The organism is Spirosoma luteum DSM 19990, from assembly GCF_000374065.1.
GTDB classification, from domain to species: Bacteria; Bacteroidota; Bacteroidia; order Cytophagales; family Spirosomataceae; genus Spirosoma; species Spirosoma luteum.
Genome location: NZ_KB893246.1, coordinates 60,064 through 76,032 on the forward strand (window position 1 = coordinate 60,064; position 15,969 = coordinate 76,032).

Sequence of the window (15,969 nt, forward strand, 5' to 3'; positions counted from 1 at the left end):
GCTTTTACTGTTAGTTTTTCCGGAAGCGAAGCCAATTTTTTGCAATGAGATGTGACTTTATGACCGCTGTAAAAAAAATAAAGACGGGCAACTTACATAGCCATATATCCGGTGTAGAGTCGGGTCGGTTAATGGTTAGCACAGAGAAACTACCAAACGTAAACACATCTGAACTGCTGTTTGTACAAACCACTACTAACAAGCCCGTTTTTTTAGTTCTGCAGATTAAGCAACAGGGAATTACCAGCTCGGTAACGCTGACGACAGATGCCCCGGAGTATTTTCAGTTTGCTACTGATGATTATCCCATTTTTCTGTCCAGCCTTACCCTGACTCCTGACGTTATTAATAGAGGTGTATACGTACATATACGTTATTTCTCCGGTAAAGTTGGTGTGCACAAGGGTGAACTGAGCATTCAGAACGGGGTGGATTCAAAATACGTGTCTCTAAGGGGACAATACATGGGCTTTCTACCCGGCATCCAATTTCCTTGGCCTGTTATCAGGAAGTCAACAGAATCCGTCTGGTCTCAACAGTCGCTATCTAGACGATGGCTAACTCCGCTGTTTATTTTATCCATTTTGCTTGGTACTGCCTACGCAACTTTTATGTATCGCTCCGTGCCTGCTACCGCTCAAGAAAGCCAAACCAATAAGCCGAAAGAGAGGACAGTTCCAAATTCGGCATCCTCCCTTTTAGCCACTAAAACGCCGGAGATGGCCGTGTCACCGACTCGGAAGAGAAGTAAGAACAAGGTAGTGCCTACGAGTAAAGAAGAAACCCGGCTCAGTTCACCAGACCACGCACCACCGGTAGAACGACTAGCGAATAATGGCCAGCCTGATGCACCGTTGCAAAAAAGGAAATTAGTAGCATCCATTGAAAAACCGACAGATCAAAAAAAAATGGATGGAAAAAAGACGAATGAACAACTTACAAAAAAACGGTATCGAAACGATATTGAAGGGGTCTCTACTGCTGCAGGTGATACCACCACGAGTGAGTTGGAACGGCTCATCAATAAATCCCATTGATACAGTAATACATCCACCCTGTCAGTGATTTATGCCACAAGACAAACAGACTAATTTTTAACTCTTCACCTGTAAATTTTTATTCAATGAATACCATACCATCTGTTGTAAAACCCCGGAATCCAAGAAGACGGAAAACCGGTCAGCTACCGATCTTGATTATTGAAGACAATGCTGATCAATGGCTCATTATACGGTCGGCATTGAGTCAGCGTTTTCCTGAAGTAAATCCCATTTGGGTAAATAATCAAACGCAGGCTATAACGTATCTGGAAACCCACTCTCAGGATATAAATACGTTTCCAAGGTTGATTCTGGTTGATCTGTATTTACCCCGTATAGAAGACGGTTTTGAAGTGCTTAAGTTTACAAAACAGCATATTTTTCCCAAGAAGCCAACCGTCATTGTCCTTAGCTCATCGACGGCCGATATGGATATAGTGAAGGCATATGACTTAGGTGCTGTTTCATACATTGTAAAGCCTAATAGCTACGCAGATTGGCTAAGTTGTTTTAATTCGTTACGGCGCTACTGGTGGGAGTTGGTTACACTGCCACTATATCATCAACAGTATGGGTCATAAATGTACGGTAATGCGCTGGGGTTTTAGTTTATTCTTCTTGTGTGCAGTACTGTCGGTGAGTTTTGCTCAAACAACATATTATGTAACCAGTACCGGTAGCGATGCCAACGACGGTAAGTCGGTGGAGAAACCATTAAAAACTTTGGCTAAAGTCAGCCAGCTTGCGCTCCAGCCTGGCGACGTGGTTTTGTTTCGTCGGGGCGACACCTTTCAGGGAACCTTGTCAATCAGCCGGTCTGGTACCGGATCAAAACCTATTCGGTTCGATGCCTTTGGCAGTGGCGCAAAACCACTGCTTGTTGGATCGATGCCGGTCACAAACTGGACTAGCCTGGGTAATAATCGCTGGCAGGCTTCCTGCTCTGATTGTGGCGACCGCCTGACGGGGCTATATATGAACGGAATACCCCAGCCATTAGGCCGCTACCCGAACGCCGACGCACCCAATCGGGGCAGCTTGACAGTACAATCGCACGTGGTTACGAGTCAGTTAACAACGCAGGAAGACCTGACAAGGGACTGGACAGGGGCTGAAATTGTGTTATTTCCCGGATACTGGGTTATAGACCGTGCAGCCATCAGGCAGCAGCAGGGAAATACCCTCTTTTTAGATGACCCATCCACCTATCCAATCTCGGACGGTTGGCCCTGTTTTATCCAGAATCACCCGGCAACGCTCGACCAACCGGGAGAATGGTCTTATAATTCAAAAGATAGGACAATTCAATTGTATTCGGATCAGGTGAACCCGACCCAGCAACGCATCAGGGCTACGTCGGTTGACCGGGTTATCGATATTTCCAGCGCGTCTTTCATTACCATTCAGAATCTGCACGTTGCTCAAGCCCGGGTATCGAACCTGTACGCATCGAACGTATCAAATTTAACGCTGATACAGGATGACTTTTCGGAAGCTGGCGAAGATGGTGTGGTCATAAAGGGTACAGGACATACGATTCTGGTTGATAACAGTTCCATTACGAACTGCAACAACAATGGATTTTATATTGACTCCTACCAGGATTTTATTTTTCGGAATAGTACCATTCGCCACATTGGAGTGGTGGCGGGGCGGGGTAAGGGGGGCGATGGTCAGTATATCGGGTTTCAGTCCCACGCCACGCAGCAGACGCTTATCGAAAACAACACGATTGACAGCGTTGGCTATAATGCCATCACCGTAGCGAATAACAGCATAGTCAGGAAGAACCTGATCGCTAATTTTTGCCTGGTGAAAAGCGACGGGGGGGGCATATACCTTTTTAATGGTAATCTGGCTTCCCTTCATAATATTCGTATCGAATCAAATATCATTCAGCGGGGTATTGGTACCTACGGAGATTTATCGGGTAAAACGCTCAGCGCAGCACATGGCATATTTTTAGACGACTGTGTAGAAAATGTGTCTATACTGGACAACACCATTTTCAACTGCAATGGCTTTGGTATTCTTATGCACGCAGTTAACCACGTCAACGCACTCCGGAATACAAGTTACGATAATAGCCTTGGTCAGCTTTTACTATATAACTACAAAGCACCCTGTTTGCTCCGAGATAATACATTGACCAGAAACGTGCTGCTGGCCAAAACATTGGCTCAGTCGGTGGTTAGTTATGCATCAGGTAATGACGACCTCGTCAAATTTGGCTTGATGGAGCATAACTACTACGCCCGCCCGTTCAAGGACCTATCGACTATCAAAACGGTTTCTAACCACGATATAGTTGACAGCCTGGATCTACAGCAGTGGCAATCTCAATACGGCAGGGATCTTACCTCTGGGCAAAGCCCGCTTACGTATAAAGAGTACGCGGTGAAAAGCATGAACCCCGCAAGCCACCTGCTCACCACTTTCGACAAAACAACGGACGGGTGGGACACCTGGAGTCCGTATGGCAACAGTCAACTCACCTGGATCAACAGTCCCTTGCTTGATGGGGGGAGTTTACATTTTGGCATTCCCGACGTATCGAACAAGCGGGATTCCTACGCATTGCTGTTCAGAAGCATTCCGACCGTAACGAAAGCCCAAACATACCTGCTTCGGTTCGACGCTACCTCTTCTGCCCATAAAAAGATGGTTGTCTATATTCGACAGCGCGTCAGTCCTTATCAGGATTTAACCCCTCGTTACGAGTTTTCAACGGGTCCCACCCGCCAGAGCTATGAATTTGCCCTGACGGTTTCTGCTACCGAAGCAGACCCACTGATCAGCTTTCAACTCCAGGACGAGAGACAGCCTGTCCTGTTCGACAATATCCGGCTCCAGAAAGCAGCTATCGAGTCAATCGATCCCAACAGTTGTATCAAACTAGTGTATAACCCTACCCAACGGGATAGTGCCGTTTTGCTGGATAAACCATACCGGGACGTTAAAAACCATTATTATGCCAGTCGGGTTACGCTGAAGCCGTTTACATCCGTTGTTTTACTACATGACACGTTACCCCCGGTTGATGTTAGGATGTCATTACGGACTAACCGGACAGCCGTGGACGTTAACGAAATCATTACCGTGTCGCTTTCCCTACACAGTGAATCAATCGGTCAGAAAAGGAGCCAGGTGCAGTGGACCTGCCGACTGCCTGCCAATCTACTACTGGTAAACGGCATGGGACTTACTTATAAAGATAGTACTCTAACCGGCACGGTTTATCAGCTCAGCACCGATACTACATTTACATTCCAGGTTAGATCGTTGATTCCTGGATCCTACAGTATAGCGGCCGAAGTAACAAAAACAACCTTTGCCGATCCAACCAGTACGCCCGATTCTGGCACCGAAGACGGAGAAGACGACATGGCCCATCTTACGCTGCTGGTCAATGACCGGGGGGCCATACTGCTGCCGGAGTCCGTTATAGTTTATCCCAATCCAACGTCCGATGAGTTTACTCTTACTGCCGGAGCCGATATATCGGCCATTCGGATTGTGGACCTGCTGGGGCGGCAACAACTCACTCTGGAACCGGTTCGTAAAGGGGAAACCATTTATTTTGGGAAGGAATTGGTCAATACACCTTACCTGCTTTGCATTGACTACGAATCGGGTGATAAACGAGTAATTAAACTTATAAAGAGATAAAAATTAAAAAATAGCCCGGTCATCAAAAAGCCGATTGTAGTCAATAATAACTACAATCGGCTTTTTGATGACCGGGCTACGCGGAGGATATAATTAAGATAGACTAACTACTCTACCAGTAAAATCTTCCGGGTAATTCTCTTTTGCCCCTGCACCAACGTCAATATATATGACCCTCTATTCAACTCGCGAACGGGAATATGAATCAGATTCTCGCCCATCATCACTTTGTGATTCATTACCATACTCAGTTGCCCGGCAATGGTAGTTAGTTGCAGATTTACAGCGCCTGTTTCTGTTGCGTGATAACGCACCTGAACTGCCTCGCGGGCCGGTACTGGAAATACCACTGTAGTAGCCTCAAATTCATCCGAGTTAATGGCAGCCGCCCGTGCATTACTACTACCGGCTGCGGGGTACAGGCGTAATTTGGGAACCGCCTGCTGATCCTGGCCCGGATAGGCCCACATCAGCTTGGCTACCGCCCCACCAAAATTGTCGAAGTACTCCATGCGGATGTCATACTTCTGACCCCCATTCAATACGATACCGGCCCCCGTGTTCAGCTGGGGAGCGTGCCCGTTCCAGTCATCGATCAGCAGCACCCCGTTCACCCACAACCGGATACCGTCGTCGCCCAGGGTGCTGAAGATGTACTTGCCATTCACCGGAGCCTCGACCTGGCCCGTCCAGCGAACCGAGAAGTAGTCCGACTTTACTCCTCTTCCAGTCGGCGATTTGTCACCCCAATCGAAATCTACCGTTTCCTCCACCCGGCTCACCACAATGGGGGTTGTCAGGTTAGTGTTGTTGAAGTAGTCGGCCCGCAGCCCTGTTCCGCTGCCACGCCCACTCCCACCAGCCGGAGTGCCCCCCCCGGTACCTCCCCGTAGATAAGCGGCTGCCGGAATGAGCTGCTTGTCCAGACCCGGCCCGTTGTAGCTGACGTTCAGGGCCTGCCCGCCGTTGCCCTGGTAAAAGAGCACACTCAGGGCATGCACCCCCGCCTTGAGCCCGATACTGCCCGAGCGTTCCTGCTCAGGATGGTTTCCGTCGTTGTTGACCACCTCGGTAGTGCCAATCAGCAGCTTGCTGCCATCGTCGGAGAAGGTGTAAAACGTGTACATCCCATCGGTAGGTACGCTAAGGTAGCCGGTGAAGCGCAGGCCATAGTTGCTATCACGGCTGCGCACCGAGAGGGCGGGTACGCTGGCCGTTCCGGATTTGAGAGCCGTCAGGGCGTTAAAGTCGGGCAGGGCGCTCCAGCTTCCTTCATAGTACTGGTAGGTCAGGCCAGCCACCGCATTAGCCGGATTCTCCGGGTCTCGCAGGGCGACCGGTGTGGGCGTAGTGGTGGTACTGTTCTCCCTCATCAGCACAATTGAAGAGAAAGGAGCAATAATTACCTGACCCGAATACACGTTGTTTTTCACGTCCCGGAAGGAACCATCCAGGGTCTGAACTTTATCCTGAAATGTAGTATTGTAGTACAGCTTGATCTTATCATCTGGGTCAACGTTTACCAGGGTGGCTTCCCTTAATCTGAGGTTATCGATCCAAGCTGTTTGCCCATCCTCATATACCTGAATCAGCAGAATAGCATTCGATTCATCCATCGTAGCCGTAAAAGTAGCTTCGTACGTCTGCTGTCCTGTACTCAGGACCAGAGCGGTCCGGTTAGCCAGATCCTGGTAGCCTCCCGATAGCTGACGGGGATACACCTGAAGGCGCTTATCCGCCTTCGAAGCGATCCCATTAAACAACAATTGATAGGTTTTCCCTTTAGTAACGGCTCCAATGTTGATGAAGGCTAACAGATAGGAATCACTCTTGCCAGAAGCCGACCCAAATGATAAGCGCATGGAACCACCATCAAGTTTGTTTGTATTATCCCAATCGATTCGACCATTGCCATAGGGTGCATAGCCGTTCCAGCCGTTTGTATTACTGGTAAATGACTGATCCAGCAGGGTGGCCCCCGTTTGACCAACGGTTTGCGTCTTATAGGTAATCGGGCTGTTGAATGAGTTACGGTCCATCCCCCACCGCGATTGCCATTCGGCTAAAGTAAAGTTATCACCCGTTACCCCCGATCCCGGATTATAGATGGCCCGAATCTTAAACAGGTCTTCAAACGGACGGGCATAATAATTGTAGTCGAACGAACCGTACTGGCTTAGGTCATTTTCAAACGATTCATACTCGACTACGCCCTGTGTGGGGTATTTACTAAAAAGTATGTTGTTTTGAACCTGGTTATTCCGCATTTGGCATACCCCATTGTAACTAAATTTGAGTTGTTCCTCGCCGTTGCTAAAACTAGTGTTGTTCTTAATGATAATGTTGGACGAGCCCCGAATCATAAGTCCTTTACCACTTGAGTTGAACGATGTATTATTGGAAATCTCAGAATTTTGCATGCAGTCGTCCAGAAAAATACCGTTTGCCCCGGAATAGACGCTAGGGGGCATTCCCTCTGCCGCACCGATACCATTATATACAATGTTCGACATAATTTGCAGCCCACCGGGGTTATTGCGGTTACCATTCCAGGCGTAAATCCCGCCCCCATCACTTTTTGTCAGGCAGAAATTGCTGATCTGATTGTAGCGGATAACGGTATTACTAGATACCGACATACCGATATACCCAATATTGTCCAGCACATTGCTTTCAATCAGACCATTTTGGTTTACACCCGATATTAGCCCGGTATAACTGCCATCTCCACTTTTTCCACGCCCTGGTACGAGGCCAATTCGCCGGGCGGTATTGTTCCGGAAAGTGAAGTTCTGATATCCCTCAATGCTTACGCCGACGTTGTTAATATCTTCAATCAAGTTATTTTCAATCAGCACATTTGTGTTTGACCCTAAAATAGCAATACCATCGAACCCGCAATTCGTAATATCATTGCTGGAAATACTCAGATTAGAACCCCCATTGCCTACTATGCCCGTTGCAAGCGTTTGGCTGATCTGTATATTGCGGATAGTGATGAACGACGAATTGTTCAGGTTTATGCCCACGTCGAAAGCGGTAGCCGTAATGAGCTGACTGTTGACATCATTCTGACTATCGTACAGTTGGATGGTCTTATTACTTGGGTTATAGTACCATTCACCGGTTTGATCCAGCGTAGCCGGGTGATTCTGAATAAAAAAGCCCCATCCATTGGCAAGGTTATAATTGCTAGTGTTGTTGAGCGAAAGCGTATTACCATTTTGCCCCGTAATTGGTGCCCGATCCATAATCCATTGAGTCGGACGAACCACTACCTCGCCACCAATCCAGTTTGTCGGCAACCCCTGCTGGCTAGTAAGCTGATTTTTACCGTTGTGCGACTCCACCGTCAGATACCCCCGGTTGGTATCAGTCAGGTTAGGATACCGGCCTAGCGGCAGAGCTGTTGCATTGCGGTAGAGCCCTGTCACCTGACTTCCGCACGCAGCGCATATAGCCTGCCAGATATTGCCGTTGCGGCTCCATTTGCCAACGGTAGCTGAACCTGCAATAATTGGCTTATTCCCTGATCCGTACGCTTCAATAACTATGGGGTTGCCCGATGAACCGGAATGCTTAATTGATAGAGTACCCTGAAATGTATCCCCCCGGCGTAGTAGTATGGCATCTCCGGCTCTGAGGGTCATAGTATTAACCTTCGCTAAACTCTGAAATGCAGCCCCTGATGAGCGTCCGTCATTGGAATCCTTCCCATCAGTGGCTACATAATACGTGGCTTGGGCACAAACCAACTGGCTTATCAGACTGAAAAGAAAGAGGGTAGAATAGCGAGTGTAAGCACAAGGAGAGGTGTTGTACAAGTGCATTTTGTACAGAAAAAACCTGAGTAGATACATAAACCAAATTAAGAGAGGTTGTAATTAAAAGAAGTAGTTCAAAACTTAATGGAATGGGCTCGGAGAATAATAAACCGTTGGGGAGAATTTATAAAAGTGTGGTAGTTGTAGAAATGTGCGGTTAAATAAAGGCACTGATTAAAAATCACTTCTTTTATAGAAGTGGAAGTTTACTGGATAAATATAGTTGGCAAATTTGGCTTCTTTAAAGCCGATGGGATTAGGTTAAGCCTTTTAGTTTTTCAGAATAAACATTAATATTTCTCTTGATTATCCCTATATACATACACTATTTCCTATAAACAACCAAATAATTAAGACCTTGACTAATGAACCAATGTTAGTCGTTGAGCTGCTTTGTTATGCTCAGAAGTTCAAACAAATAAGTTGCCAAAGAATACATTTTGCTATAAATAAATTAAATTTTTTTGAAATTTTTACAGCAATTACGTGAGTTAGAAGTTAGTTTGTTTATAATCATGAAACGGGTAAGACTCACGAGAGGATACTATAACTTCCTTCGGCGTCAGCCAAAAGACAGGTATAAATTTCGTATGCTACTGGAATAAATTTACAAAGAAAAAAAACTGATTATCAGCTTGATATTGGGCATTTCCGAATCTAACTTTTTATGCAAGTACCAGTTTGAGGCAGATGGCCTTGACCCTGATGAGCACGATTAGACACCTTATAGCCTAAAGAAGCATGTGGCCGTATCGAATTGTAATCCATAATGACCTGCTCAAGGGCCATTTCATTCATGCTGAAAGTAGAAAAACCCACTCGGCCACCATATTTTCATCGCTCCAGTGGCCCAACCGGGTTACTAGAGCGATTTCTTTAGTCTACGTAAGAGAAAGGCATAAAATTTGTCATAGTCTTCACCCCGCTCAACGACCGTATAATCCCAGCGAATTAGTTTGTCGCGAACCGCGTTGAGTACCAGCATTTTGTTTTTGCCTTTGGCCATTTTGCCGCACTGGCAGACTGACTGATAACACGCCTGTAGCTCATAGTTGACTTGAATAGCCGACACTGCCCGGCACAGGCCGCCCTGCTAAATGCAATAATGACTTGAGTCATTTTTGCGCCCGGTGACTTACTCGGGTCTTACTGCAGCATAGGCGGTCCGATCTTTTTCTAAAGCTGCTAATAAGGTCTTACAAGTGTGCCGGGCCTGCTTTTGCATGGTAGAGCTAACGAACGTATCTTGTTCATCGAGTAGTCGAGCCAGTTGCTTATAGACTTGTATCACTCGTTGACGAGCAGCACTCAAGAAGGCTATTTGTCAGATGATTGGACGGGGTAGTTGCCACAAACGGGTTCTATCCCAAAAGCGATACGGGACCGCCCGTGCAGGCATACTCGTCCATCAGCTGAGCCTCAACTTTATCCGTCTTACCTCACTGCATACCACCAGGCTGTTTGATTTGAAGCGATGACTCTAGCTAAATTGGTTTTGTCCAGGTATTCTAGCAGATGCGCATTAATAGATACCTGCGTGTTGCATGAAGAACACCGCTTCCGTTAGTTGCCAGTTCGTTAGGGCTTTCAAATTCTTAAGCCTATTTTGACTCCAACCACCGAATTTGGTGTTTGGGAATATAGTTGATTGCCTTGTTACGAGTAAACGGCAGCATCGGCCGTCCGCCTTTTTATGGGCCGCGAACCGCACAGGGACCCCTGCCTATTTTCAATCCGAGCCTTTGCAAGTCTAACCGAATGGGGTGCTGACCGCGACAGCGGACCGTTTGAAGCATATATCTTTGACTCCTCGGCGCCCCGTTTGCATACCCCCTCGGGTTGCCTGTTAGCAAGATACCAAAGCTGGGAATCTTACTAACTCTCAAACCTAGATGGCGACCCGGCTGCTTTTATTCCTCTTTCCAATCACCAGTGAAAAGCAGGGTAAAAAACTAAATTTCACTGGTGATTGGAAAGAGGAATAAAAGTCTGTTGCCTATTTTACAAGTATTTCGTTATGGGGAAGTGCGTACTGGTTGTTCACCGTTAGCAATACGATGCGGTCCCCTTTTTTGCAGGTAATCAGTACTTGTTGCACGGGCAACTGCTGATACGTTTTATTCGAGAACATACGGAGCGTGTTGGTCGCTTTGTCACGAATGGCCACATGAAAATCAATTTTGTCAACGGCTTTATTTTTCGTCGGCGACAAAGCGACTGTTTGCACGGTCAGCTTACCAGTAGCGGCAGCCGAAAGTCGGCACTGGCCTGTTGGCGAGTAGTTGTTAACGATCATTTTGCCGGGGATAAAAGCGGCCGGGCAACTGTTGAACGGTGCCTGAGCGAAACTTACCGCAGTAATACCGCAATTAACGGCCAGCAGGAAAATCAGCACTGTCTGTTTAATGATGTTTGATTTATTGGTTAGTGATGAAGCAAATCTACCAATCGACTTATTTCTCCCTGTCAAACATTGTAAAGGAAATGTAAAAATTAGCAACAGTACTGGCTATCAATAACTTACTCAATCCGCAGCGACTTCACCGGGTCCATCAGGGCGGCTTTTACACTTTGGAAACTTACCGTGATTAGCGCAATCCCTACGGCCAGCAAGCCCGCCAGAGCAAATACCCACCATCCAATGCCTGTTTTGTAGACGAAGCCCCGCAACCACTGATTTATAGCATACCAGGCCAGTGGGCTGGCAATGATAATAGCCACCAATACAAGTTTGACAAAGTCTCTGGAAAGTAGGGCAACGATGCTGCTAACACTCGCGCCGAGCACTTTACGGATGCCGATTTCCTTAGTCCGCTGCCCAACGGTGAACGTAACCAGTCCATACAAGCCTAAACAGCAAATAAGGATGGCAATACCCGTGAATGCGTTGATAAGACGGGCGGTCAGGGTTTCGGTTTTGTAAAAACTGGCTACCTGCTCATCCAGAAACTGGTATTCGAATACCTCGTTTGGGTACAGTTTCAGCCAAGCCTGACGGATGTACTCCAGCGTTTGGATTGGATTCCGGCCCGATAGTAGAATACCGGCCCGCACATAAGCGTCAGCCCTACTGGCGATAAGGCAGGGGTCGATTTGTTCCCGCAGTGATTTGAGGTGAAAATCACGAACAACACCCACAATGGGCAACGGAACCGACGATAAGTGGTACTGCAATCGCCTACCCAATACCTGTTCCGGCTTCTGGAAGCCGAGTTTGTGCAACAGCGTCTCATTGATGAGATACTCGCGAATGGTATCGCTCGGTGCCAGGTTTCGCCCGGCTATTACTGTTAGCCCGAAGGTTTTCACAAAATCAGCATCGGCCAGCCGTTCGCGAACCGGATAACGCTCCCAATCGGGTTTACCATCGAACTTGACTTGTCCGCCATACATCAGCCCATTGGTAGGTAATAAAAGGCTTAGACTAACCGCCTGGACATCACTATACGCTTGTAGTGTTTGTTTGAAGGCATCCTGCAATGGTTTTGTACCGAAGGGCATCGTCACAGCAACGATATTGTCTTTACGGAAACCCAAATCGGCCCGCTGCATGTAGCGGACCTGCTGAGCGACCACCAATGCTCCGAGAATAAGGGCCTGACAAACGGCAAACTGCACAACTACCAGCACCTGACGAACACGTATAGTTCTACCACCTGATACACCCGACTTACCCCGGAACGCCGAAGCTGGCGTAACACCGGACAATACGAATGCCGGGTACGCACCCGCCAGCAACGTTACACCAACGAGCAGCCCGCCAATGAACCCAATGGTTATCCCGTCGGGGTGCAGAGCCAAAGGTAGCTCTACCCAGTCAACAAATAGGGGCAGGATAACTACCGTCACCAGCACTGACAAACCCGTAGCAGCAGTTGTGATGAGGCCGGTTTCGAGCAGAAACTGACCTATCAATTGCTCCCGGTTGCTGCCCAGAGTTTTCCGGATGCCCACTTCTCTGACGCGCCGGAGGGCCTGCGCTGTAGCGAGGTTGACGAAGTTGATACTGGCTGCCAGCAGCAATAACACACCGACTGTGCCCAGTGACCAGAGAAGTGACGGTCGGATGCTGCCTCCAATCCGGGCTACGTCGAAATGTATTTCCCGCATAGGCTGGACAACGAACCGATAGTAGTTGGCTTCTGGGCCGTAGGATTTCCGAGCTAGAGCGGGCATAGCTTCCTGCAAACTGGCTACGTCTCTGGGACTTTTCAAGGTAACGTATAGCCGGTTGGTACTGTTGAGTTGCCGCCAGTTTGCCTGGTCGTAGTCGGGGTCGAGCTGATGGAGCGTTGCCATTGAAACGAACAGGCCCAGCTTTGTATCGGTCGTGGTGGGTGGTTCGGCCAGCAAACCCGTTACGGTTGCGCTGATTTTGTTGTTGAGTAGCAGCGTCTGCCCAATGGGATCTTTATCGCCAAAATATTTTCTGGCCCAGGATTCTGTCAATACAACGCTGTTGGGCTGACGCAGTGCTGTTTCGGGATTTCCCCGTAGCCACACGTAGCTTAATACATCGAACCACTGCGGCTCAGCCAGCCCTGCTCCGCTACGTTCCAGAAAACGTCGGCTTGTCCCTTCGCGGGGCTGGTTTACGCTGACGGTCAGTTCCCGAAACATTCGCAGAAAAGCGGCCTGTTCCACCTGTGGGAAGTCCGTTCGTAGTACTTTAGCCATAGGCAAGGGTGCCTCCGGGTAATACTCAACCGACCCGTCGTCGAGGTGCAGGTCGGTACTGATGCGAACCATGCGGTCGAATTTGGTGTGATACCGGTCGGTGCTGAGGTGATGGCGGATGAACAGGAAAACAAGCAATCCGCCCGCCATGCCAACGGATAAGCCAATGATATTAAGCAGTGTATACGTCCGGTGCGTACGCAGGTTACGCAAGGCTATTTTAACGTAGTTTTGAAGCATGAATGTCCGTACCAGATTACATCATCAAGGTACGGACATTGCTTATAGACAGGCTGTTAAAAAAAGTTAAGCGTTGTTATTACTCGCTCCGTAAACTCTTCACCGGGTTCGTCAGGGCGGCTTTGATGCTCTGGAAACTCACCGTCAGCAGGGCAATGCCCACGGCTATCAGACCTGTCAGCGCAAATACCCACCACTCAATGTCGATCTTATAGGCAAAATCCTGCAGCCACTGGTGCATGGCATACCAGGCTAGTGGACTGGCAATAACAATTGCCACCAGCACCAGCTTGAGAAAGTCTTTGGAGAGCAGCGTAACGATGCTACTAACACTCGCGCCGAGCACTTTACGCACACCAATTTCTTTAGTCCGCTGCTGAATCGAAATCAGGGCGATGGCAAACAAACCCATGCACGACAGGAGGATGGCGACCCCAGCGGCAGAGGAGAAAATAGTAGCCAGCCGCTGCTCCTTTTTGTACCAGCGTTCAGTATTTTCATCCAGGAAGGAGCCGATAAATTCCTGCTTCGGGGCTACGGTTTTCCAGGTCGCTTTAATGGTTTCCATTGCCCCCGTCAGGTTCTGGGGATTTACCCGAATCAGGATGTACTGAATCGGACTCATCGACTGCATTTGGAGGGTGATTGGTTTGGCTTCCTGACGCAGCGAATACAGGTTGAAATCCGAGATGACCCCAACAATCTGGAACGATTTATTATCGGGTTTGATAAACTTACCGACTGGATTATTCTCCCCAAGTGCCTTAGCCATACTTTGGGTAATAAGCACCGCCGAACTGGTATCAGTACCAAACGCCGTACTAAAATCGCGCCCCTGCAACAGCTTGATACCCATCGTTTTCAGGTAGTCTGTGTCGACCCGTAGCCAGTCGCAGGTAACGTCGCGTTTGCCATAGAGGAAGCCAAATAGCTGCCGCGATGAACTACCATCCAGCCCGGCACCAATGTTGACACCCGACCCCGAGATAGCTATGATGTTCGGCTGGTTGGCCAACCGGTCGCGCATAGTTTTCAGGGCTGCACCACCGTTCAGTTCATTCCCAACCGGAATACTCACAACCTGTTCTTTATCCAGCCCCATTGGTCTTTGCTGGAGATAACTAATTTGCTGACGCACAATCAGCGTAGAAATTATGAGCAGACAGGCAATGGCAAACTGAGTAACTATTAACGAATTACGCAATAGTCCCGGTCGGCTCGATTTACCCCGGAGGGCAGCCCCGTTGCCCTTCAGTACATCCACGACGTTGAAGCGCGTTACAAACCACGACGGGTACCCTCCTGCCACCAGCGTGATGAGTAAAAAGCCCAGGCCCGTTGTGAGCAGAGATACCGGTTTCAAAAAATCGGTCAACCTCAAATGGCTTCTGAATAGCTGGTTAAAGGTGGGTAAGGTCAGATAGGCCAGCCCCAAACCCAGCAGCAGAGCAATCAGACTAAGCAGAACGGTTTCGCCCCAGATCTGACCGAATAACTGCCCCCGCTGCGCCCCCAGCGATTTACGAACACCCACCTCCCGCGCCCGTGTGAGTGACTGGGCAATAGTGAGGTTAATAAAATTGATGCAGGCAATAGCCAGAATGAATAATCCAACCAGCAACAGTGTATAGACATACGTCCGGCTGATGGCCTGACCGCCAACCGTTTCCGTATCAAAGTGTACGTCCGTCAGCGGTTGCAGGAGCAAACTTTTCTGGTAGCCGAGGGTATTTTTGGGGTAACCCTGCTGCTGCTGTTCGCTGATGTCTTTAGCGAAGTACTTGGCGATAAATGCCTGCGTGCGCCGTTGCAGGGTCTGCGGGTCGGTACCAGCTTTGAGTTTCACGTAAACATCATGACTGCCGTGGTCCCATCGAGTTTTATTACCGGCATAATCAGCCGCGTTTTCGCTGCGGATGAAGGCATCGTACTTGAGTGTTGAATTATCTGGAAAATCGTTGACCACGCCCGTTACGGTGAAGGCTTGCCACGCGCCATTCAGGCGGAGTTGCAGCAGCTTGCCAAGGGGATCCTGCCTGTCGAAAACCGCTTTCGCCATGTTTTCGCTGATGACGATATCGCTGAGACCGTTCAGGGCGGTTTTGGCACTGCCTGTACGCATCGGAAAGGTGAACATCCGCAGGAAATCCGCATCGACCAGCCGGACATCTTTGCTGTATGTCTGCCCATTCTCCCGAACACTCATGCCACTATCGAAGACGCGCGATACGCCCTCTATTTCGGGAAACTCGGCTTTGAGAGCGGGCGTAATCGGGAACGGCATCGTGCTGCTGCGGTCAGGCGTACCATCGCGGTTGGATTCCAAAAAATTGAGCCGGAAGATGCGGTCACCATCGGCATGAAACCGGTCGTACGATAGTTCAAAAGTGGCCGTTAGAAACAGCAGGATGCACGTACCGAAGGCTACTGATAAGCCAACAATATTAATGGCCGTATGCGTCCGGTTTTTCCAGAGCGTACGCCAGGCAATTTTGAGGTAGTTACGGAACATAATCGGA

8 protein-coding genes are annotated in these 15,969 nt (G+C 48.7%); 3 read left to right on the forward strand and 5 right to left on the reverse strand.

What is annotated here, in order from left to right; translation table 11 throughout:
- The first annotated feature begins 59 nt into the window (after nt 1-59).
- The 3 genes from B156_RS0104755 (at nt 60) to B156_RS28825 (ending at nt 4,709) form a co-directional block, all read left to right on the forward strand.
- The gene (locus tag B156_RS0104755; protein ID WP_018618502.1) at nt 60-1,037 is read left to right on the forward strand and encodes a hypothetical protein; all 978 of its coding nucleotides are present in this window, start codon (nt 60-62) and stop codon (nt 1,035-1,037) included.
- A gap of 86 nt (nt 1,038-1,123) precedes the next feature.
- Nucleotides 1,124-1,621, forward strand: coding sequence for a response regulator (locus B156_RS0104760; RefSeq protein WP_084757664.1), 498 nt, complete (start codon nt 1,124-1,126; stop codon nt 1,619-1,621).
- A 10-nt stretch (nt 1,622-1,631) separates the two neighbouring features.
- Entirely contained in the window at nt 1,632-4,709 is a 3,078-nt protein-coding gene (locus B156_RS28825) for a right-handed parallel beta-helix repeat-containing protein (RefSeq protein WP_018618504.1), read from the forward strand.
- 107 nt (nt 4,710-4,816) lie between these two features.
- On the opposite strand, the gene B156_RS0104770 is transcribed toward B156_RS28825, so the two are convergent.
- The 5 genes from B156_RS0104770 to B156_RS0104795 all read right to left on the reverse strand — a co-directional run bounded on the left by B156_RS0104770 (nt 4,817) and on the right by B156_RS0104795 (nt 15,962).
- Nucleotides 4,817-8,359 carry a PA14 domain-containing protein gene (locus B156_RS0104770; protein WP_018618505.1) on the reverse strand — a complete coding sequence of 1,181 codons (3,543 nt, stop codon included), beginning with the start codon at nt 8,357-8,359 and terminating at the stop codon, nt 4,817-4,819.
- A 1,036-nt stretch (nt 8,360-9,395) separates the two neighbouring features.
- Complete coding sequence (locus B156_RS32370; protein ID WP_281167483.1) at nt 9,396-9,518, reverse strand: hypothetical protein; 123 nt, start codon at nt 9,516-9,518, stop codon at nt 9,396-9,398.
- A gap of 1,011 nt (nt 9,519-10,529) precedes the next feature.
- Nucleotides 10,530-10,928 carry a hypothetical protein gene (locus B156_RS0104785; protein ID WP_018618507.1) on the reverse strand — a complete coding sequence of 133 codons (399 nt, stop codon included), beginning with the start codon at nt 10,926-10,928 and terminating at the stop codon, nt 10,530-10,532.
- A 125-nt stretch (nt 10,929-11,053) separates the two neighbouring features.
- Nucleotides 11,054-13,450 (reverse strand): ABC transporter permease, encoded by a 2,397-nt coding sequence (locus tag B156_RS0104790; protein WP_018618508.1) that lies wholly within the window; start codon nt 13,448-13,450, stop codon nt 11,054-11,056.
- Nucleotides 13,451-13,529: 79 nt separating this feature from the next.
- Complete coding sequence (locus tag B156_RS0104795) at nt 13,530-15,962, reverse strand: ABC transporter permease (protein WP_018618509.1); 2,433 nt, start codon at nt 15,960-15,962, stop codon at nt 13,530-13,532.
- Nucleotides 15,963-15,969 lie beyond the last annotated feature (7 nt).